Annotated in this window: 21 protein-coding genes; 13 read left to right on the top strand and 8 right to left on the bottom strand. The window is 40.3% G+C overall.

Features of this window, described 5'->3' with window-relative positions; genetic code table 11:
• The first annotated feature begins 73 nt into the window (after window positions 1-73).
• Window positions 74-229 (top strand): hypothetical protein, encoded by a 156-nt coding sequence (locus H7J92_RS13685; RefSeq protein ID WP_171805953.1) that lies wholly within the window; start codon window positions 74-76, stop codon window positions 227-229.
• Between the two features lie 15 nt (window positions 230-244).
• On the opposite strand, the gene H7J92_RS13680 is transcribed toward H7J92_RS13685, so the two are convergent.
• Window positions 245-472, bottom strand: coding sequence for a hypothetical protein (locus tag H7J92_RS13680; RefSeq protein ID WP_009499264.1), 228 nt, complete (start codon window positions 470-472; stop codon window positions 245-247).
• Between the two features lie 348 nt (window positions 473-820).
• Here H7J92_RS13680 and abc-f point away from each other — a divergent pair, with 348 nt between their 5' ends.
• The 9 genes from abc-f (at window position 821) to H7J92_RS13635 (ending at window position 10,850) form a co-directional block, all read left to right on the top strand.
• Window positions 821-2,371, top strand: a complete 1,551-nt coding sequence (abc-f, locus tag H7J92_RS13675; RefSeq protein ID WP_221837470.1) for a ribosomal protection-like ABC-F family protein — start codon at window positions 821-823, stop codon at window positions 2,369-2,371.
• A gap of 220 nt (window positions 2,372-2,591) precedes the next feature.
• Window positions 2,592-2,963 (top strand): GntR family transcriptional regulator, encoded by a 372-nt coding sequence (locus H7J92_RS13670; protein WP_221837467.1) that lies wholly within the window; start codon window positions 2,592-2,594, stop codon window positions 2,961-2,963.
• 5 nt (window positions 2,964-2,968) lie between these two features.
• The gene (locus tag H7J92_RS13665) at window positions 2,969-3,829 is read left to right on the top strand and encodes an ABC transporter ATP-binding protein (RefSeq protein WP_221837464.1); all 861 of its coding nucleotides are present in this window, start codon (window positions 2,969-2,971) and stop codon (window positions 3,827-3,829) included.
• A complete protein-coding gene (locus H7J92_RS13660; protein WP_221837462.1) occupies window positions 3,826-4,497 on the top strand; it encodes an ABC-2 transporter permease in 672 nt (223 codons plus the stop codon). The genes H7J92_RS13665 and H7J92_RS13660 overlap by 4 nt, the downstream gene beginning before the upstream one ends.
• Before the next feature lie 107 nt (window positions 4,498-4,604).
• Window positions 4,605-5,528 carry an ABC transporter ATP-binding protein gene (locus tag H7J92_RS13655; RefSeq protein WP_078818728.1) on the top strand — a complete coding sequence of 308 codons (924 nt, stop codon included), beginning with the start codon at window positions 4,605-4,607 and terminating at the stop codon, window positions 5,526-5,528.
• Window positions 5,506-6,444, top strand: coding sequence for an ABC transporter permease (locus H7J92_RS13650; protein ID WP_221837459.1), 939 nt, complete (start codon window positions 5,506-5,508; stop codon window positions 6,442-6,444). Before H7J92_RS13655 ends, H7J92_RS13650 begins: the two co-directional genes overlap by 23 nt.
• Before the next feature lie 222 nt (window positions 6,445-6,666).
• Complete coding sequence (locus H7J92_RS13645; protein WP_221837457.1) at window positions 6,667-7,851, top strand: M20 metallopeptidase family protein; 1,185 nt, start codon at window positions 6,667-6,669, stop codon at window positions 7,849-7,851.
• 11 nt (window positions 7,852-7,862) lie between these two features.
• Window positions 7,863-9,401 (top strand): AbgT family transporter, encoded by a 1,539-nt coding sequence (locus tag H7J92_RS13640; protein WP_078818731.1) that lies wholly within the window; start codon window positions 7,863-7,865, stop codon window positions 9,399-9,401.
• A 150-nt stretch (window positions 9,402-9,551) separates the two neighbouring features.
• Window positions 9,552-10,850: a hypothetical protein gene (locus H7J92_RS13635; RefSeq protein WP_078818732.1), complete on the top strand. Its 1,299-nt coding sequence runs from the start codon at window positions 9,552-9,554 to the stop codon at window positions 10,848-10,850.
• Window positions 10,851-11,001: 151 nt separating this feature from the next.
• Here H7J92_RS13635 and H7J92_RS13630 read toward each other — a convergent pair whose 3' ends face one another.
• A complete protein-coding gene (locus H7J92_RS13630) occupies window positions 11,002-12,456 on the bottom strand; it encodes a protein adenylyltransferase SelO (RefSeq protein WP_425516863.1) in 1,455 nt (484 codons plus the stop codon).
• A 313-nt stretch (window positions 12,457-12,769) separates the two neighbouring features.
• Window positions 12,770-13,624, bottom strand: a complete 855-nt coding sequence (locus H7J92_RS13625; RefSeq protein WP_078818734.1) for a YitT family protein — start codon at window positions 13,622-13,624, stop codon at window positions 12,770-12,772.
• 729 nt (window positions 13,625-14,353) lie between these two features.
• On the opposite strand from H7J92_RS13625, the gene exaC reads away from it, so the two are divergent.
• A complete protein-coding gene (gene exaC, locus H7J92_RS13620; protein ID WP_009499279.1) occupies window positions 14,354-15,874 on the top strand; it encodes an acetaldehyde dehydrogenase ExaC in 1,521 nt (506 codons plus the stop codon).
• A gap of 21 nt (window positions 15,875-15,895) precedes the next feature.
• Window positions 15,896-16,258, top strand: coding sequence for a DUF779 domain-containing protein (locus H7J92_RS13615; protein ID WP_009499280.1), 363 nt, complete (start codon window positions 15,896-15,898; stop codon window positions 16,256-16,258).
• An 83-nt stretch (window positions 16,259-16,341) separates the two neighbouring features.
• Here H7J92_RS13615 and H7J92_RS13610 read toward each other — a convergent pair whose 3' ends face one another.
• Window positions 16,342-17,061 (bottom strand): sulfite exporter TauE/SafE family protein, encoded by a 720-nt coding sequence (locus H7J92_RS13610; protein ID WP_221837455.1) that lies wholly within the window; start codon window positions 17,059-17,061, stop codon window positions 16,342-16,344.
• A gap of 188 nt (window positions 17,062-17,249) precedes the next feature.
• Here H7J92_RS13610 and H7J92_RS13605 point away from each other — a divergent pair, with 188 nt between their 5' ends.
• Window positions 17,250-17,786 (top strand): ECF transporter S component, encoded by a 537-nt coding sequence (locus tag H7J92_RS13605; RefSeq protein WP_078818735.1) that lies wholly within the window; start codon window positions 17,250-17,252, stop codon window positions 17,784-17,786.
• 51 nt (window positions 17,787-17,837) lie between these two features.
• Here the strand turns inward: H7J92_RS13605 and H7J92_RS13600 are convergent, their stop codons facing one another.
• From H7J92_RS13600 to H7J92_RS13585, 4 genes are all read right to left on the bottom strand, one after another.
• Window positions 17,838-18,545, bottom strand: a complete 708-nt coding sequence (locus H7J92_RS13600) for an ABC transporter permease (protein ID WP_221837452.1) — start codon at window positions 18,543-18,545, stop codon at window positions 17,838-17,840.
• Window positions 18,542-19,390, bottom strand: coding sequence for an ABC transporter ATP-binding protein (locus H7J92_RS13595; RefSeq protein ID WP_221837449.1), 849 nt, complete (start codon window positions 19,388-19,390; stop codon window positions 18,542-18,544). The genes H7J92_RS13600 and H7J92_RS13595 overlap by 4 nt, the downstream gene beginning before the upstream one ends.
• A gap of 250 nt (window positions 19,391-19,640) precedes the next feature.
• Entirely contained in the window at window positions 19,641-20,666 is a 1,026-nt protein-coding gene (locus tag H7J92_RS13590; RefSeq protein ID WP_221837446.1) for a LytTR family transcriptional regulator DNA-binding domain-containing protein, read from the bottom strand.
• A gap of 207 nt (window positions 20,667-20,873) precedes the next feature.
• Window positions 20,874-22,373 carry a malate:quinone oxidoreductase gene (locus H7J92_RS13585; protein WP_009499287.1) on the bottom strand — a complete coding sequence of 500 codons (1,500 nt, stop codon included), beginning with the start codon at window positions 22,371-22,373 and terminating at the stop codon, window positions 20,874-20,876.
• Between the last annotated feature and the right edge of the window lie 94 nt (window positions 22,374-22,467).

The following is a 22,467-nucleotide window of genomic DNA, read 5'->3' as shown; positions in this document are numbered from 1 at the left end:
GAAATATTTGCTCTTATCTCTGTTTAACTCATAGATTTGGCGGGTAAAATGACTTATAAGGAGGGTTGCAATGATGACTAATTGTCAAGAAAGTTTTATCTTCAACAGAGAGCTGCAACTTTTGACCGATGAATACCAAACTGCACCCGCCGATGTAAAATCTTTTATCCTAAAAGATATTCAGCTGCTCAAAACAGCGATCTCTCTTTTGCAAGGCGATGCAAGTTAATATAGAAACATCCACTTAGCTATACAGTTTTTCCAAGTTTTTATTACGCTCCATTCTTTCTTCTCCTGTTGCCAAATCATATTTTTTCAGTAGATGAAATACCTCATTCAACGTCCCTTGATCCAATGGCTTGCTTAAAAAAATCTCACTACGCTTGAATAAATCTTTCGGCAAAAACATGTGTTGTTCTTTCAGCTTTTGCAAGACATCATTTTGAGAATGGTCGATTGTACACCTGCTCATTTGCGTTCACTCCTTTACTCAACACTCTATCACAATTTTCAATAAACTGAAAACCAAGGCTTGCTGCTTAGATGTGTGTGCTGCAAGCCTTAGTTTATCCATTTGACAACACAACAAGCACCTACTATACTGAGGTTAATTATATGAACGGGGTGACGAGTGGACAATGGATAACTAATCTATGGAAGATTAAGGAAACGAATATTTTTTCGCTTTCAAGAACCATAGGATTAGTCTGTACATTTTGCCGCTCGCACAATAATAGTGCGATTTTTAAACATGGCTAATCCTTCTAAACTACTTGTTTAGAAGGATTTTTTCTTTCTAAACATTAAGGAGAGATGCTACATGCAAGTTACTGTGACACACCGTTTATTCAAAGAAACTACCTTGACGATCGAGCGTGGTGAAACCATTGGGATTGTCGGGCCTAATGGCTGCGGCAAATCTACGCTTCTACACCAACTACACGACACTATAAAAACAAGTGCGCTTATGACACAAGAGGCGCAAAGCGAAAAACTGGAGTTTACATCCGAGGAACTTGCATTCCTCAGTGATTGGCAGGTCCCAGCCCTTCCCTACGAAAAGTTAAGCGGAGGTGAGCAATTGAAGCTCCGCCTCGCGAAGGCGTTAACTTCGCGCGCACCGATTCTTTTACTCGATGAGCCGACTAATCATCTAGACGATGACAGCTTAGCAAAGCTTACAGAACTGGTCCAAACAAGTTCCAAAACATGGATAATCGTATCACATGACCGATTCTTTTTAGACCAAGTCGCCACGACTATCTGGGCGATTGATGATGGCGCGATTGATGTGGTCACTGGCGATTATAGTCATTATGAAACATGGCGCAAAGCGAAGCGTGATAGCCAGGCGCATGCGTACACTGTACAACAAAAGCACATTGCACGTATCGAGCAGCAATTAAATGAGCTCCAGACATGGTCGGCTACTATGCATAAAGAATCCACAGCTGCCCACCACCCGAAAGCAATGGGCGCGAAGGAATATTACCGAACCAAAGCTAAACGTGCAGATAAGCAAGTGAAATCGAAACGTAAAAAACTCGAACAACAATTGCAGGAACATCACATTGATAAAGTCAGCAAGGAACATACCATTCATTTCTCGCTTGCCGTCGAGCGTACGATAGGCAAACGCATTATTGAATTAAAAAACGTAGCAGTTTCTCCTATTTTACAAGATGTAAACCTAGTTGTGACCCGTGGCGAAAAAGTTGCAATACTTGGTGCAAATGGAGCCGGTAAATCTACTTTACTACACGCAATATATACATCTGCGATAACAAGCGGAGAACTTTGGCTAACAGAGGCAGCAAACATTGGCTATTTATCGCAGTCAGTTTTCGATCTTCCTCTTGAACAAACGGTTGCCGAATTCTTTACGTACGATAACTTCGAGGAAGAAGGCACAATCCGTACACAACTCATTCTTTTAGGCTTCACTAATGCACACTGGCATACAGCCATTCATGAGTTAAGCATGGGCGAACGGATTAAATTAAAAATTGCTAAGTTTATCATGGAGCGACGCAATGTTTTATTATTAGACGAACCAACAAATCATCTCGACATTGCGTCTCGCGAGCAATTGGAAGATGCGCTACTGGCTTATGAAGGCACGCTTATTTTCGTTTCCCACGACCGCTACTTTCGGGAAAAACTAGCTACTCGCAGTGTAACAGTTGAAAATGGCACACTGCACTTACCACAAGCTAAACAAACAATGAATGAAGTATTACTTGCACTCGAGACTGAAAAACAGGCCGTGCTTGGACAATTGTCATATTTGACTCCTAAGGATCCACAATACGCCGTGCTAGATGCTCGCTTCACTGAACTATTGAAGTTAATTAAAAAGGCTAAATCGTGATTAATTATAAGCTTGCGAATAATTAAGGCTAAGTACTATTAATCCTATCGTCACCAATCACGCCGAAACGGTATCATTCTTCGAAAGCTTTTGCATAGTTGCACCTTCCCTTCAAATAAAATCTCATTTGAAGGTTTTTTTATTTAACTACACTTGACTCTACTTAGCTATCTGTATATACTGTGCATATACAGTATATGAAAAGAAATGAGGTGATGTATTGAATATTGTCATCTCCAATACAGTGAACCAACCAATTTATGTACAGATTAAGAACCAGCTTAAAGAGCAGATCCTACTTAAAGAATTACAGGAGAAGGAAGCACTGCCTTCCATTCGAAAACTCGCGAAAGACTTGCAGGTCAGTGTCATCACGACAAAAAAAGCGTATGAAGAGCTGGAAAGAGATGGACTGATTGAAACTTTCCCGGGAAAAGGTTCGTTTGTCGCAGCACAAAATCATGAATTGCTGAAGGAAGAGCATTTGAAGAAAATTGAGGATCAACTGGCAATGGTCATTGAAGATAGCCGAGCTTTTGATGTGGGATTAGAAGAATTGGTTGATATGCTGACATTGTTATATGAGGAGTGAGAAAAGTGGAAAATGTTGTAGAAGTCCGCCGCTTGACGAAACAGTTGAATGGCTTTGTGCTGAATGATCTGAACTTTGATATTAAGAAAGGTTTCATTACTGGTTTTATTGGACCGAATGGGGCAGGAAAAAGTACTACCATTCGCTGCATTATGGACTTAATCCGTCAAGATCAAGGCGATATCCGTATTTTTGATAGGTCTCATAGCGAACATACGGCGAAGATCAAACAGCGAATTGGGTTTGTTTACGATGAAAATTACTATTATGAGGATAGCTCAATTGAAAAAAACAAACGGATTCTATCCCCTTTCTATAAAAATTGGGATGATGAATTATTTTACTACTATCTAAAAAAATTTCACCTCCCTGCTACAAAACTCGTAAAACATTTATCAAAAGGAATGCGAATGAAGTTTTCACTCGCGATGGCACTTGCCCACCATCCCGAATTCATTATTATGGATGAGCCGACAGCCGGATTAGATCCTATTGTTCGTCGAGAATTGCTGGATCTGATGCAAGAACTTATTCAAGATGAAGAGAAAGCCATCTTCTTTTCAACACATATTACGACTGATTTAGAGAGGATTGCTGATTTTATTATTTTCATTCACGATGGACGAATCATCTTTCAAGGCGAGATGGATGAATTCACCGAGCGCTATGTGCTTGTAAAAGGCACAGCTGACCAGCGCAGCCTGCTCAATGGATTGCCTGTGATCGGGTTGAGGGAAACAGATGTAGGCTTTGAATGTCTGGTGGATTCTGTAAAAACCTCTTTAAGTCACTTTCATGCATTGCTTATGGAAAAACCGACACTCGAAGATATTATGTATTACACAGTAAGGAGTGGATCCCAATGAATCTTTTGATACGCAAAGATTTATATACGCAAAGAGTGAGTACTTACTTCCTTACTATTTTGTGGTTTATTATATTTACAAACTTTTTTACAGATGGTCAACCGATCCGTCATGTCATCCTACTTGCCGTTGTTGCTTACTTTATAGCTATTTCTTCCAATACCAAGTCGTTTGAAAAGGAGTCTGTCCTAATAAATAGTCTGCCGGTCACGAGGAAACAAGTCGTGCTAGCTAAGTATGCTGCAGGGCTCATTTGGTTTGTTCTATCCGCTGTGGCAGTGCTTATATATATCTTCCTGTTTGAAACGTTCGCTCCGTTTCCTGCACGCATGATGAGTATAACTGAATTGCTTATAGCACTGGGCAGCTTTTTTCTACTGATTTCTATTTACTATCCACTGCAATTTAAAGCTGGCTATGTGTTGGCCTCCACTTTGACTGTCATGATTCCCGTGTTGGCCATGATGTCACTTACTATAATAAAAAATATTTTGGAAAATCCAAGAATGACTTCAACTCACGAGTGGATGATGCATATCGCTCAGCTATTGACTACAAATCAATGGACCTTTGCGTTCTTGTTTCTCTTGGCCAGTGCATTGGTAACGTGGCTATCCATCCAATTGTCGATACGAATTTATGGCAATTCAGATTTTGATCATGCTTAATTGCTATTAAACAGAACTTTTTCTCTTGATAGCCGTATATATAACAACGACTCACTATTCAAGGCGGTATGTACCCATACACACCTTGTAGAAAAAAAGGAGGTTCGATGATTATTAAACCAATAGTAGAATTAAAGAATCTGACCAAAGTCATTGGAAACAAGAAGATTATTGATGACCTCAATTTATCGTTATATCCCGGGCAAATCACCGGATTTCTAGGACCTAATGGAGCTGGAAAAACTACAACCATCCGTATGATGGTTGGGCTGATGAAACGAACGAGCGGCGAAATTCTCATTGATGGAAAACCACTGTCTGAAGACTTTGAAGAGGGATTGTCAAAAATCGGGGTGATCGTAGAAAATCCTGAGATGTACAAATTTATGACTGGCTATAAAAATCTGCTGCATTTTGCGCGCATGCAAAGCGATATAAGCAAAGAACGAATCGATGAAGTCATTAGCCAAGTAGGGTTGGAACAACGTATCCACGAAAAAGTCTCCACCTACTCTCTTGGAATGCGCCAGCGACTCGGTTTAGCACAAGCTTTATTGCATCGACCTGAATTTCTTATTCTAGATGAACCGACAAACGGGCTCGACCCTGCCGGTATTCGAGAGTTTCGACAATATTTGCGAGAAATCGCTGCCACTGAGAATGTCTCTGTTTTCGTTTCCAGTCATATGCTTTCTGAAATCGAATTGATGTGCGACCGGATTGCCGTCATCCAAAACGGTAAGCTTGTTGATATACAAGACATGACAGAGCCTGTGCAATCTCATTATTATCTGGAAGCGTCCCCCGCTGAAGATGCACAGGAATTACTTTTGTCCAAAGGGTTCATTGTCGAAACAATGCCTGTTGGTCTGTTGTTACAGGCAGAGAAAAGCCAAATTCCAGCAATCGTTCAACTTCTAACCGCAAATGGAATCCAAGTATTTGCCGTACAGCCACATCGAAAAACGTTAGAAGATCAATTCTTGGAAATGACGGGAGGTGGGCAGATTGCTGAAGCTCATACAAAATGAATGGATGAAACTTTGGGCTAAAAAAGGTACTTGGATCATGACTTTGTTACTTATCGCTATCGTCATTGGCCTAATGGGGCTGACGAAGTGGATAAACAGTCAGAATACGACTGAACCGACTGATTGGAAAACCAATGTTCAGGAGCAATTAAAAATTACGAACGAAACACTTCAAATGGACTTACCGAAAAGCGAACGAAAACAAACGGAAGAAACCGCTAAAATTTTGGAATATCGCTTAGACCAGAATGTCCCGCCTTTAGCGCAAGACAGTAGGGAGTCTATGATTATTAATCCTGTAGGAATTGGCAGTCTAGTTGTGTTACTGACAGTCATTGTTGCGGCAGGGATCGTTGCTTCTGAATTCTCACAAGGAACGATTAAAATGTTACTGACACGGCCAGTAAAACGCTGGAAAGTCATGACGTCAAAATATATCACGGTTCTGCTGTTTGGGATGTTGCTGATGCTTATTGGTTTTGTTGTAACCATAGCCTGTGCGTACATTCTGTTCCCTTCTGGCGGTGGTCAAGAACTCAAGATGGACGGCAATGCAATCGTTTCTGTTCCTGTGTGGGGACATGGACTATATTTGCTTATTCTGTCCTTTGCCAATGTGATCATTACCGCTACCTTCGCTTTCATGATCGGCAGTGTATTTCGTTCGAACGGAATGGCAATCGGCCTTTCCCTGTTCATTTTTTTCACCGGCAACACGATTGTATTGTTGCTCTCAAATTATGAAATCGTAAAGTATCTTGTATTCACACATATGGATCTGACTGTTTATGAAATGGGTCAGCCTTTCGTAGAAGGAATGACCATGCCTTTTTCTCTTACCGTCTTGGTCGTTTATCTCGTGGTTTTCCTAGTTATCAGCTATTCTGTGTTTACGAAACGGGATATTACCGCGTAACCGATAAAAAATATTACTAGTTTATTTGGATTATTAGAAACGGGCAGAAAGATTGCTATAGCAATCTTTCTGCCTTTTCTTTTATCTATTGACAAGTAGAAAATTCCCCCTTCTTTGAAAGATAAGAAAATTTAGCTATTGATATTTCCCCCTCTCAGATACTATAATATCCAAATAACGACCTTGTCGTTAAATTTGCGTTAAGTTAGAGAGGTCAATGACATGCAAAAGAAAACGATTACAACCATGGTAGAAGAAGTATTTCCGCAGGTAGTAGAATGGAGACGCCATTTACACCAGCATCCTGAACTATCATTTGAAGAGTATGAGACATCTAAATTTATTGAAGAACAACTGAATACATTTGATGGAATAGAAGTATCAAGACCCACTAAAACCAGTGTGATGGGAAGATTAAAAGGATTAGCAGGCGATGGCAAAACGATTGCTATGCGGGCAGACATTGATGCGTTGCCAATTCATGAGGAGACGGGTATCTCTTTTGAATCAAAAGTGGACGGGAAGATGCACGCTTGCGGTCATGACGGGCATACTTCTATGTTGCTAGGTACAGCAAAAGTTCTTTCCGAAATAAAGAAAACGCTTACCGGGGAATTTGTTTTTATATTTCAACACGCAGAGGAATTACCCCCTGGCGGAGCTCAGGAAATGGTCGCGGCGGGAGTGCTTGAAGGTGTGGATTGTATCTTAGGTATGCATTTATGGTCCACTGTACCTGTCGGAGAAATTCAAGTAACAAAAGGTCCAATGTCTGCTGCATCGGACATTTTTGATATTACCGTTAAAGGGAAGTCAGGACATGCTTCGCAGCCAGAAGGGGCAATAGATGCGCTAGCCATCGGTTCTCAAATCGTTTCAAACCTTCAGCAAATCGTTTCCCGAGTTTTGAGTCCCCTCGAAAGCGGAGTGGTCTCTTGTACTCGTTTCCATAGTGGAGACGCTTATAACGTGATTCCCGATCAAGCGTTAATTGGTGGTTCCGTTCGTACTCTATCCAATGACGTCAGAGAGAAAATTAAAGATAATTTAGAAAAAATCAGCACAAATATAGCAGAAGCCCATGGCGCCACAGCTGAGTTATCTTATCAATATGGTTATGATCCGGTCTTCAATGATATTGATTTATCGACCAAAGTGATGCAACATCTAACCGAATTTTTTACGGATGCAAAGGTAGAGGAGATTCCCCCGATGATGGGCGGAGAAGACTTTTCTGCATTTAGTAATGTCGTACCGGGTTGCTATATCGGAGTAGGTGCCATGAAAAAGAAAGACGATGTCTTTTATCCTCATCATCATCCTCGCTTTGAAATAAACGAAAAGGCTCTTAAAATAGGCATCTCATATTTTGTTTCAACTGCCCTATTTTTAACTAGCCAATACTAAGGGGTGCTGACATGTCGAAAAAACAAGATAAGGTAAAAACTAAAAACTCATTTTTTGATCGGATGCTAAACCGCATTGAAGTCGTCGGTAACAGGTTGCCAGATCCTATCGTTTTATTTGCCATAATGGCTTTAGCTATTCTTGTCATTTCAGCCTTATCCTCTTTCTTTAACGTTTCGGCAATTAGTCCTGTAGATGGAGAGGAGATTATAGCAAAGAATCTCCTCTCAAGAGATGGAATCTTAGAGCAACTGACAGGAATGGTCAAAAACTTTAGTGACTTCCCGCCACTTGGTGCAGTTTTGGTCATCATGCTTGGTGTCGGGCTCGCAGATGAAAGTGGATACTTTAAGACATTAATGAGAAGAGCGGTACTTTCTACGCCGAAAAAGATTATCATTCCGATGATCGTCTTAATTGGTATTATTGGTAACGTCGCAGGAGATGCAACACAAGTTGTATTGCCACCACTTGCTGCAACGATTCTGATGTCTTTTGGCTATCACCCTTTTGTGGGATTAATTGCCGCATACGCATCAACGCTTGGTGCGTTTTCCGCAAATATACTTATTGGTATGACCGATACGTTAGCTGCCGGATTTACGGAAATCGGCGCACAAACTGTAGATCCTTCTTTCGTTGCGAATCCAGCAATGAACTATTACTTTATTGCCGTATCAACTTTCTTCCTACTGGCTGTTGGGACATGGGTCACTTATAAATTTACGATTCCTCGTTATGGCGCATTCGAGGGAGATATGTTGGAGAATGAGGCAATTACTCCACTTGAAAATAAAGGTTTGCGCTGGGCAAATATTTCTGTAGTGGCTGTAGTTGCAATCCTATTGATCGGCGTCATCCCAGTCAATGGATGGTTACGAAATGCAGAAACGGGTTCTATTATTCAGGACTCTCCACTTATGGCTTCAGTTGTTCCGCTAGTAATGATTTTGTTCTTAGTACCAGGCATTTTCTACGGAATTGGGGCACAAACGATTAAGAGCTCCAAGGATTTTGCACAACAAATTGGTCGTGCGATGAGCTCGATGGGACCTTACATTGTTCTTGTTTTCGTCTCTGCCCAAATGCTTGCATATTTCAACGCTAGTAATCTGGGAGCAATTATTTCAATTAAAGGGGCAAACTTTTTAGATTCTATTGGATTTAAAGGCATTCCACTATTCGTTTCTTTCATTTTGTTTGTGGCCTTGGTTAATTTATTAATTGGGAGTGCCTCTGCAAAATGGGCTATATTAGCTCCAATCTTTGTGCCAATGTTTATGTACTTGGATTATCATCCGGCATTCACACAAATGATGTACCGAATCGGTGACTCCATTACGAATCCTATAACACCGATGTTTCCATATTTAGTACTCATATTAGCATTCGCTCAGAAGTTTGATAAGAAAGCTGGGCTTGGCACATTAATTGCAGGACTGTTCCCTTACTCGGTGTTCTATGGCATCTTCTGGATTATTCTGTTAGTCGTTTGGTATTTACTAGGAATTCCAGTGGGACCGGATGCACCTATTTTTTTGAATAAGTAATATGCAGAGTGTCTCTTAGCGATGTTTACGGCCAAGAGACACTTTTTTGTCTAAAAGAATGAGGGGCTACTCTGCCTAAAGAAATTTGACGTTACATGTTGTTTCTTTGATATACTGACATAAATACAGTGGTTTTATGGGAGGTATAGAATGTTTAAAGTGGCAATTATCGGTCCGCTAGTTTCTGTCGAACGGATTCAGAGTGTAATTGAAGATTTTCCTTCACGACTGGCATTTACCTCTTTCACTTATGAAACAGCAATCGAAACTATCGATATCGTCAAGGCACAATATGATGCATTTGACTATTTTTTATTCTCTGGCCCCATTCCTTATGAACTGGCTACACGGACAGGCTTGGATTCTGCTAAATTCTTTTCCATCGTTCTGTTGGAAACTGGACTTTACAAAGCACTGCTTAATATAACGAATCAAGTAAGAAAACCAATTGAGCGATTAAGTATCGATATTATTAATACCTCGAATGTAGTCGATGCCTCTCTTAGCCAACTGAATCTCCCGGTCAAAGAAGTCTTTGTGGAGGCATTTGACGCGGCTGTCGATTATTGGTCTTTGTACGAACATCATGTCCGCTTATGGGAGTCTGGAAAGGTAGATGCCGTCTTGACATGTTATCCCGATATCATGAATGCATTACACAAAAAAGGTATCCCTGCCGATTGGATCAGTACAACAAAACTAGCGACGCGGCATGCGTTGGAAATCATCGATAACCATGCAGAAATTTCATTTTTAAAACGTTCACAAATCGGAGTGTGTATGGTACATATTGATAATCTGTTGTACGAGCATCCCACCAACCTGTCATATGATATCCAGTTCACCACACTAAAATTGAATGAGGAACTACTACTATTAAGTCGAGAAATGAACGGCTCCTTTATCAGCTATCGAGAAGGACAGTACATGATTTTCAGCTCGCGCGGAGAAATCATTGACACATTTTCTGTATTACGAGAGACAATTGGGCGACTAGAGCGTGCGTGGAATAGGAAAATCACAAGTGGTATAGGATTTGGCGACTCTGCACTAAAAGCTGAGATGCATGCAAGGAAAGCATTGCAACTTACGCAACGAGAGTCTGATACGATCATTATGGTTGATCATGAAGGAAAAGTCCTCGATTTACCAAAAGATCAATATGATGAATCTTCAGTCCACCATGAGAATTATCTGCTTGAGCTTTTGAAAGCCGAAAATATTAATATTCAATTATTTGATAGAATACGCGAAGTCATAAGACGTAAGAGATGGTCTGCTTTTACCGCAAAAGAGCTTGCGTTTGAATTAAAAATGAGTGACCGCAATACACAACGTGCGCTTCTTGCGTTAAGCACTGCAGGAATTATAAAGCAAGTCGGTGAGGAGAAAGCCGTTTCAAAAGGAAGACCAAGTAAGTTATATGCATTTAAGGAGCAGTATACTTAATTACACCTTGTCGTAATTGCGTCCAGATTTTAAATGGTGCTGAGAACTCCGTGCCGCAGACTTTATTCATCTCACCCGCCTTTAGAGATGGGAGCCAGAATAAAGATAAAAACGGCCTATTCGACAAGAGTCTCCGTCGAATAGGCCGTCCTTATGTTCCGCAATATGTCTGATAGGAGTTTCCGTTATCAGATGGTACTGTATAATCTTCTTGCTCAGCTGTATAAGCATATGGATGTTCCAGCACATGCAAGAGCTTTAAGAAAGGTTTTATATCCCCCTCTTCCGCGGCCTGTAATGCTTCTTCCACTCGATGATTTCTCGGAATAACAGAAGGATTATGCTTCTTCATTAACTGCTGGACAGCTTGTTCATTATTCGATTGACGTTGCAATCTAGCTGTCCACCGCTCTTTCCATTCCACGAATCCCGACTCTTCGAACATCTTCTCCAACCGCCCTAACGTTAATGAACGGAATGTGTTCGTATAGTCTGCCTGATGCTCTTGCATTAATGCCAATAAATCTTTCACAAGTATTTCATCTTGCTCTTCTTCATTGAATAATCCAAGTTTCGCTCTCATTCCACCCATCCAATTCGTCACATACAACTTTGCAAATTCGGACAGTTTATTCTCTGCAAGCTCCACTGCTTTCTCCTGATCGTCATGCAATAGCGGCAAAAGAGTTTCCGCTAATCGTGTCAGATTCCACTCTGCAATACCAGGCTGGTTGCGATAAGAATAGCGTCCTTGCACGTCAATCGAGCTGAAAACTGTTGTCGGCTCGTAGGTATCCATAAATGCACATGGACCATAGTCGATCGTTTCTCCACTAATCGTCATATTATCAGTATTCATCACACCATGGATGAAACCAACTAGCTGCCATTTCGCAACTAAGGAAGCTTGGCGTGCAATTACTTCTTCTAGTAAGGATAAATAAGGATTATCTTTTTTGGCTATGCTTGGATAGTGACGATTTATGGCATAGTCCGCCAAAGCACGTAAATCTTCGACTTCTTGTCGTGCAGCTGCATATTGAAACGTCCCTACACGCAAATGACTTGATGCGACTCTTGTCAATACAGCACCTGTCAATGCAGTCTCACGCAGCACCGGCTCACCTGTTACCGTAACGGCAAGACTGCGTGTCGTCGGAATACTGAGTCCATGCATAGCTTCGCTAATTAGATATTCACGAAGCATCGGACCAAGCGCTGCACGTCCATCACCGCCGCGAGAAAATGGCGTGCGACCCGAACCTTTCAACTGGATATCCATACGGTTTCCTTGAGGTGTGATCTGTTCCCCAAGAAGCATTGCGCGTCCATCACCGAGCATCGTAAAATTGCCAAACTGATGTCCTGCATACGCTTGTGCGATCGGTTCAATTCCTTCAAGCTTTTTGTTTCCTGCAAAAACGTCTATTGTTTCCGATGTCTTCAACTGCTCCACATCCAGACCAAGTGAAGAAGCGAGCGCATCATTCACGATGACGAGTTGGGGTGAACTGACAATGTTCGGTTCCACTAATGCGTAAAATGTATCGGGCAAATCACAGAAGCTGAGTTCTAAGTTCCAACCAGACAAATAATTATTCACCATAATCTCTCCTTTCATTCCGCGTGACAAACGGTATAACTATCCCTATCGTCCTTTATACAAAACAAATTGTCCACTTCCGCGATTCCGCCAAATTGTTCATTCAAGAGATGAAGTATATTGTATTTTGCACTTCTTTAAATTAATTACTCAAATATAAACCAAATTATATTCTAATCGGATGGATACTCGATAGTATTTACTAAGCTCGTATTTTGTAAGAACATTGTATCTTCTTTTAGTTTTTTGCAAATGTTCACTAAACAAAAAGAGTTGTCTAGAACGCCATGTAGACGCTTTAGACAACTCATGTCTGTTAGCTTTTCGCCAAAGAAAATCCTCTTCCTAGAATTTCAGATGCATTCAAGAACACGACAAATGAATGCGGTTCTTCTTCCTGTAGAATTTTCTTTAAATAAATCGCTTCTTGTTGCTCCACTACACATAAAATCATAGTTTTTTCTTGGTTGGCGAAACCACCGACAGACCGTACTTTCGTCAATCCCCGATCGATCTCTTCCTTAATAATCGTCTGAATTCGCTCTTCTTGCTCTGTAATAATTAACACAAGTTTCGAATGAGATGTTTGCAACTGTACAAAATCAATTACTTTACTCGTCACAAAAATCGCCATCATCGCAAATAGAGCCAACTCGAAATTAAATACAAATGCTGAGCAAATTACAACTACCCCATCTACTATGAGTTGGGCATAGCCGCTGGACAAGCCCGTATACTTTTTCACGATTTGCGCAACCGTTGCAAGCCCTCCAGTCGATCCATTCCCTCGATAAACGATACCCAGTCCCACACCTAACAGAATGCCTCCGTAGATTGCCGATAATAAAGGGTTATCGATTGTGAACGGAAGGTCTGCACTCAACCAAATCGTAAATGGCACAAAAAAAGTGCCAACTAAAGTTTTTAGACTAAAATCCTTTCCAAGAAGCGCTAGGCCGAGGAAAAATAGCGGAATATTGATCAGCCATTGCACGAACGCAGGCTCGAATCCATACAGTTCATACACAATCGTACTGATCCCTGATACTCCACCTGCTGCAAGCCTTGCAGGAAGGAAAAATATATTATAGGCCAAGCCGACAAAAACCGAGCCAATCATAATCCAAATGTACTCTGTAAGTAACTTTCTTTTTGCTGTAGAGGTCTTCAAAGTTCAATCATTCCTTTCCCAGCAGACTGATCTACCCTTGCCATTTTACCTCAAATTGAATGGCTTGGCATCTAGGCACGTTTATCTAATTTTATTTCCAATTAAAACACAGAAACATTCGTTCTGTTTTCAGCAGATAATTCTCTTTAAGCGTTATATAATGAACGCAATATAACATTGAAAAGGAGGATGAACTTATGGAAGAACGGATTCTACAATTGTTAGAAGGTTTGACTGATGGTGTTAAGACAATTAAATCGGATTAGATATTTTCAAATTAATTTGTAAGAACAAGAAAAAAGCGCAAAAGAAGAGGTATTTGCCTTCCTTCCTTTGCGTCAAAAGTTTGTGTACGGTCAAACTTGTTATCATACACTACCCATCTTACTATACTACAAAAACTTAACATGTTGAATTTAACAGTCTTTCCAACCATAGAAAATAACATATTGAGTAGGATTTGTAGAACGTCCAAATTAATTCTAAGATTCTTTCTTGCGAAGGAAACCGTTATGCGTCAGAGTTCCCCTTATTCTACTGTTATACAATAGATATACTGATATACCTTCAAAGAGTAGAATTAACACAAGAAAGTTTATGTTACTTGCATTTTAAAACGATTAGGAACATTATATTAATAGAACAACACCTGAATAATACTTTTACCGTATAATTTTAATCCGTCGTTTGGGTGTGGTTTTAAACTACTCTTAAAGGAGACTTACATCTATGATTTACTCAAATCCTAATACAGAAGGCGCAGTCGTTCAATTCAAGGAAAAATATGATAACTTTATTGGCGGGAAATGGGTCGCACCTGTAAACGGTCAATACTTTGATAATAAATCCCCTGTCACTGGAGAAGTCTTTACGAAGGCTGCTCGTTCGTCGGCAGAAGATATTGAACTAGCATTAGATGCCGCTCATGCTGCAAAAGATGCATGGGGTAAAACCTCTGCTGCGGAACGTGCAATGATTTTGAATAAAATTGCGGATCGTATGGAAGAGAATCTTGAAATGATAGCAGTCGCTGAAACTTGGGATAACGGGAAAGCAGTACGTGAAACATTAAATGCCGATATTCCACTAGCTATTGACCACTTCCGTTACTTCGCTAGCGCTATTCGTGCACAAGAAGGGCGTACATCGCAGTTAGATAACGACACAGTCGCTTACCATTTCCAAGAACCACTTGGCGTTGTCGGACAAATTATACCTTGGAACTTCCCAATTCTAATGGCTGTGTGGAAAATCGCACCAGCTTTAGCTGCCGGGAACTGTATCGTCTTAAAGCCAGCTGAACAAACACCTGCTTCCATCATGGTACTCATGGAGTTAATCGAAGACTTACTTCCAGCAGGTGTCCTAAACATCGTCAATGGTTTTGGTGTAGAAGTAGGGAAACCGCTAGCGACAAATCCACGAATTGCGAAAATTGCATTCACAGGATCTACAGCGGTTGGTCGTCAAATTATGCAATATGCTACAGAAAATATTATTCCAGTAACGCTCGAACTGGGTGGAAAATCACCAAACGTGTTCTTTGAAGACGTAATGGCTCATGATGATGAATATTTGAATAAAGCAATTGAAGGCTTCGTAATGTTCGCCTTAAACTCAGGTGAGATTTGTACATGTCCTTCTCGTGCTTTGATCCAAGAGTCCATTTACGATGAATTCATGGAACGTGCACTTGAACGAGTAAAAGCTATTAAAATCGGCAACCCACTGGACACAGAAGTAATGATGGGTGCGCAAGCTTCTAATGAACAAAAAGAAAAAATCCTTTCATACATTAAATTGGGTACTGAAGAAGGCGCTGAATGCTTAATCGGTGGAGAAGAGAACCATTTGGGTGGCGATCTTGAGAATGGTAACTATATTAAGCCAACTGTATTCAAAGGTCACAACAAAATGCGCATCTTCCAAGAAGAAATTTTCGGACCTGTTCTTGCAGTTACGACATTCAAAGATTTCGATGAAGCAATGGAAATCGCAAACGACACACTTTACGGATTAGGTGCAGGTGTCTGGTCACGTACAGGCGATATTGCATACCGTGCAGGACGTGGCATTCAAGCAGGACGTGTATGGACAAATACGTATCATCAATATCCTGCGGGCGCTGCATTTGGCGGCTACAAATTATCGGGAATCGGACGCGAAAACCATGCAATGATGCTTGATCACTATCAACAAACTAAATGTTTATTAGTCAGCTACGATAAAAGCTCTCAAGGATTCTTCTAAATCGAAAGGATCTGTTGTTCCATGATTGAACGGGTAATAGCTACAGAAGCGGCTGTTTTATTTCTGAATACTATTAAGAATATCCATGGCTCCGTTTTACTTTATCAATCAGGCGGCTGCTGTGATGGTTCTGCGCCGATGTGCTATAAAGAAGGTGATTTCCAACTCGGTGATGCAGATGTATTACTCGGCATGATGGCCGACACACCATTTTATATGCATAAAAGTCAATATGAATATTGGAAGCATACCCAGCTCATAATCGATGCTGTACCTGGAAGAGGTGCCGAGTTTTCGCTAGATAGTATTGAAGAAACACACTTTATTACTCAATCTCGCGTGTTCACTGAAGAAGAGTATGAAGAGTTGAAAAGTCTGTTTTAACAACATAAGAGGCTGTTCTGCTAGTCGCTACAATGCGTCTACAGGACAGCCTCTATTTTTCTTAACAGATACCAATCAAGTCGTTAATAAGGCCAATTTTCAACAAGCAGATATACTCCTGTAATTAGTAAAATTGCATACATAATGAAACGGAAGGCCGTTTGGTTAATCCGATTGAACAACCGTTGCCCCAAAAACAAACCAACCACCACGATAGGCAATCCATACCCACCCGCTACCCAAATACTCTTAGCAGTCCCTACGAAAAGCACTTGGATGATCAAGCTAGTGGAATAGATAAATAAGTAAAAAGCTAATGTAGTAGCCCTCACTTTTTCTTTTAATGTATCAGCTCCTGAAAAATAAACCAAAATCGGAGGTCCCGGCATGCCGATACTGGCTGTCAGTGCCCCTGAAATGCCGCCTACTACTAAGTCCTTGCTTTTAGTTAGAGCTATTCTAAAATTGAATAGCAATAGAATCGTAACTGCGAGAAGAAATAGACCTATCCCTAACTTTAATTGTCTCATATCCAATAACGCGAAAATTAGAATGCCCACGGGTAAAGCAACAGTACTTCCGATTACAAATCTCTTTAGTATTCCCAAGTCAATATCTTGCCTGATTTTTAGGATCAAGACGCTAGAAATGACTAATGATAATAGTAAGTTCAACTGGATCGCTTCAAGCGGTTCGAACAAGAAGAGAAGAAATGGAGTCGCCAAAATGGAGAATCCAAATCCTGTACTAGTTTGAAGAATCGATGCGACTAAAACTATAAGAATAAATATAAAAGTCTCCATACAACACCTACAATCTTTTTTTACTATGCTACAGCTTTCTTATGTTGATGTATATTCTACCATTTCCACATTTGTATGTACGTTTATTTGCTGACCCCTAAACTTTATTAGAAAGTGATGCTTTTAAAAACACCAGATTTCCTATATCCTAAACCAATAAGTCTCACAACGTTAGGAAGGTCTAGACAATGCAAAAAACACAAGGATATGCAGCTTCCCGAGCGAAGACGTTCGATCTGATACTAACTTCCATGCTTGCTTCACTCGTATTTGTTGCGACTCTCTTACTCAATATTAAGTTGCCAATTGGAAATGGCGGATTGATTCATCTCGGTACCGCTATGCTGTTCATAGCTTCTATCTTATTCGGACCTAAAAAAGGTGCGCTCGCAGGAGCTATTGGAATGGGCCTGTTTGATTTGATTAGCGGCTGGACGTTATGGGCACCTATCACTTTTTTGACACGCGGTTTACAAGGTTATATCGTGGGAAAAATTGCTTGGTCGAACGGTCGTAAAGGAACCAGCCTCAAGTTTAACTTGCTAGCTATGACCGTGTCTGTTCCCATAACGATTGCTGGTTATTATATTGGCGAACGAATTTTATATAACAGTTGGATCATCCCATTGGCATCGATTCCTGGTGATATCGTCCAATGTATTGTGGGAATTGCGATTGCAATTCCGGTTTGTGCGATGCTGAAAAAAGTACAGTTTTTTAAATAACAAAAAGAGTTCCTGCGCTGTAAAGTCTCAAGCGCAAGAACTCTTTTTCTATCAATCCACCATCCGCTTTCGATAAATAGCAGCCGTCAGCATGCATAGGATAATAGTCCATGCAAGTATGATGAGTAACTCTATCAGGACATCCCCGAAACCACCGCCTGCTTCGACTTTTACAGCCAATTCTATCAGCTGAATATTTGGCAAGTACATCCCCATTTTTAAGAACGGATACTGATCCACAAATGTTGGAAGAAACGTTCCCATTGAGAAAACCGCAACTACAGGCATTACAATAACAGATGCTTCCATAACAGATTTTGAAAAGAGACCGAGTAATGTACCGACTGCAATGTAAAAGAAAGAAGATAAAATGAATGCCAGCACAATAACACCAATATTTGCAGGTCTATAATCAGCTAAGTAGGCTGTTATAGAGACAGTAATCATCGTCAAGATAAATGTGAGTAAGCTTTTCCCGCCAAGGATTTCAGTTGTGCTTGCAGGTGAAAGCATAAGACCACGCAATGTGTTTTTCTCTTTTTCTTCTGCGATTAAACAACACTGTACGAATGTCGCAATCATCACAAATGCCAAGTTAATGAGCATATAATGTGCCTCAATTGAATTCACTCCCCCACGTCCATAGAATGCCCCTAATCCAATAGGCATAATGAGAACTGTAGAAACTGCCAAGTTCCGTGAAAAGTCTTTAAAGTCTTTCTGCAATATCGCATTCATTCGTCTCAATGAAATCATCATGCCAATTTCCTCCCTGTCACTTGCACAAAAATTTCCCCTAAAGTTGGTTCATTTGAATGGATTGTTACTACCTGATTTGTATTCATATATTCAAACAAGCGATCTGCTCCTTCGGTTCCCGCAGGCAAAACTACTTTCTCTTCTGTCATCAGCTCTACTGTGATTGTAGAATCGGAATAGCGCTTTTTTAGCTTATCCGGTGTATCCAGTAATTGGATAGAACCTTTATTTAAAAAGGCTACGCGATCACATAAGAGTTCAGCTTCCTGCATGTCATGCGTTGTCAGGAAAATGGTCGTACCCTTTGCATTGAGCGCACGCAACCCTTCATGGATATGAAGAGAATTTGTCGGATCAAGTGCAGACGTCGGTTCGTCCAGGAAAAGCAACTCCGGTTCGTGAATCAACGCTCTCGCAAGCGTCACTCGCTGTGCCATCCCTTTAGATAAAGTGGAGACTCTTTTGTTTTTTTCCTTCTTTAAATTGACAGTGTCCAATACTTCATCAATTTTTGAGTACGGTATGTTATATAACTCACAGTATAATTTCAAATTATCATGAATAGATAATCTCTCATACAGTCCGCTGTTATCGGTAAGCACACCGAAACGGCTGCGAAATTCTGGTTTCTTCAGCTGTGAAACGGACTGATTGAAAACAACTGCTGTTCCGTTCGTTGGTGTTACTTGCCCAGTTAGTATTTTAATAGTTGTTGTTTTACCCGATCCACTGGGACCTAGAAAACCAAAAATTTCTCCCTTCTTAACATGAAAATTCAACCCCTCAATTGCTGTTTGATTTCCAAATACTTTTGCTAGCCCCTTCACCTCAATAATGTTATCCATTTCCTTCCTCCTCGTATATAACTTTGCAAGTATCTGCTCTTCACACCTTTAGAATACGTAAAAGAAAAGTGGACTGCATCATATTTCAAATGAAAAGAGGCTAGTAAAGGGTGAATGGGACAATATCAAAGTTGAATGAATCGTCAATTTTGTATAGTTACAGCTGACTCTCTGAAATAAGCTCCTATTCTGTTAGTCCAAATACTATTTTCATGTTATTCCCCGGGAAATAACAATTATTTCGACAACATTAGAGCCCTAGCATCTCTTTTAGTTCTACCATCTTAGACTTCGATAATGGAATTGTCGATTTTTGAGTATCATCCAACACGAGACTGTAACTATTCCTAGTCCATGTAATCACTTCGCGTACTTTCTGTAAATTTACAATGTACGATCTATGGCAGCGGAAAAAACCAAATGGCAGTAACCGTGCTTCCAATTCAGTCAGTGTAGAAACGGATGGGAAGGACTCTCCTTTTATATGCAAAAGAGAGAGTCCTTCATTGCTTTCAATATAGTCAATTTCAGGTGGATCAAACAAGACAATTTTTTCATTGATTTTCGTTGGAATTTTTTCGAAACGAACAGGCAGTACCGAATCTGCAACCAATGGCTTTTCCTCAATCAGAGTGGCTTGATCTTCAATGGCTTCCTGTGTATGAATTGAATGTAGCCCATTTTCATCCAATCTGAGGACTCTATCAGATGTAGTAACGGCACTTTCCATATTACCCGTTAGAATTAAGACACTGCGATTCTGCTGTTTCAATCTTTGAAGTATTGATACAAAAATCCGTTTCGATTCCAAATCAAGGTTCTGATCTGCTTCTTCAAATATGTAAATATCCGGATCCCTAATAAGTAAGCAGGCCAGCTGGACACGTTTTCTTTCCGAGTAGGATAATTGCTTTATCTTTACCTTTCGCTTTGAATCTAATTGTACGGCTTGTATTACATCGTCTTTGAGTACGTTTGATGTATAAAGATCTTTTATAAAACTAATCATTTCCTCAATGGACAATCGCTCATATAGACCATCCTGAAGAAAAAGAATCCCGACCTTCTGCCTATTATTGGAGATCTTACTATCGTCTACTCTAATTTCTCCATTTGAAAGCCTCGTTTTCTCTAAAAGTAATTCTATCAGCTGTTCTCGAACATTTACGCTCGAATAGACAGCCACTATATCCCCCGGATCGACTGATAAGTCAAATGAAGGAAAGATAACAGAATCGTGAATCCGTTTTTCCGCGTTAATAAAGTGAAGTGACATGAATAAACCCTCATTTCATGAATTATCTATCATATTCATTCTATATTATCATTGAGTAAAATCCCACTTCATTGTGTGAACAGTTCTGTCGTTAACTATTTTATAACTAAACCCAATCTACCTTGCAGTGAAAGCGGTGTCGACTGGCAACAATTAAAAAAGCCCTGTGCGATAGATATCGTCACAGAGCTCTAGTTTGTTTCTTATTTAATTATGAACGACTTCTTTTTCAGTCAGGCCTAATGTTTTAGCTGTAGAAGCATGAATCTCCTTCAGAAGCTCAGGATTCTCAACCAATGACTTGCCGTAAGAAGGAATCATTTCTTTCAATCTTGGTTCCCATTCGTCTATCTGCTCAGGGAAACATTTTTGCATAAGATCCAACATTACTGCTACTGCAGTGGATGCTCCTGGAGAAGCTCCAAGTAACGCAGCAACTGAACCGTCCGCATCTGTTACTAATTCTGTACCAAACTGAAGGGTTCCTTTACCGTTCTCTGTATCCTTAATAACTTGAACACGCTGGCCTGCAGTCCACAAATCCCAATCTTCACTTTTTGCATCTGGAATAAAATCACGTAATTCATTCATACGCTGTTCTTTTGTTTGCATGACTTGTTCGATTAAATATTTAGTCAAGGACATGTTTTTCGCACCACAAGCAAGCATTGTCGTCACGTTATTCGGTTTTACAGAACCGATCAAGTCTAGCATTGAACCCGTTTTCAAGAACTTCGGTGAGAAGCCTGCAAACGGTCCAAATAGTAAGGACTTTTCATTGTCGATATAGCGTGTGTCTAAATGCGGAACCGACATTGGAGGCGCACCGACTTTTGCTTTACCGTATACTTTGGCATGATGCTGAGCAATCACTTCTGGATTTTTACAGACCATGAAAATACCGCTAATTGGGAAGCCGCCAATATGCTTGCTTTCCGGGATTCCTGTCTTTTGCAGCAATGGAAGACTTCCGCCGCCACCGCCGATGAAAACAAATTTTGCTTTATGGTACTCAAGTTTGCCGTCTCGATTATTTTTTATTTTTAATTCCCATTCGCCATCACTAGTACGTTTAATATCTTCTACTTGATGACCATAGTTAATTTCAACGTCTACTTTATTCATGTGTTCAATCAGCATCCGTGTCAATGCTCCAAAGTTTACGTCTGTTCCTGAGTCAATTTTAGTTGCTGCAATTGATTCATTCACTTGACGATTCTTCATAATAAGCGGAATCCATTCTTTTAGTTTTTCCGGATCCTCAGAAAATTCCATTCCTTCAAACAATGGATTCGCAGTCATCGCTTCGACTCGTTTTTTTAGATATGTTACATTATCTTCGCCTTGAACTAAACTCATATGAGGTAATGGCATAATAAACTGTTCTGGATTTTTAATTAGCTTTTTATCAACTAAATGAGACCAAAATTGCATCGATAATTGGAACTGCTCATTTACTTTCACAGCTTTTGTAATATCGATCGAACCATCCGCTTTTTCGGAAGTGTAGTTCAGTTCACACAAAGCTGCGTGTCCTGTTCCCGCATTGTTTAGCTCATGAGAACTTTCTTCTCCTGCTTTATCCAGCTTTTCAAACAATGTGATCTTCCAATCTGGCGCTAGCTCCTTAAGCATTGTCCCCAGCGTTGCACTCATAATTCCGGCACCTATTAAGATAACATCTGATTTTGTTTGTCTATTACTCATTTTGACCTTCCTTATATGTGAAATTTACAGAAATGTAAATGTTCCTAAATAAGGCGTCACAGCAAACATGGCGCGTCCTAGGAGCATTTTTTCT

This window comes from Sporosarcina aquimarina, assembly GCF_019748715.1.
GTDB classification, from domain to species: Bacteria; Bacillota; Bacilli; order Bacillales_A; family Planococcaceae; genus Sporosarcina; species Sporosarcina newyorkensis.
The sequence above is the reverse complement of the archived record's forward strand: the minus strand, read 5'-3'. Positions and strand labels throughout refer to the sequence as shown.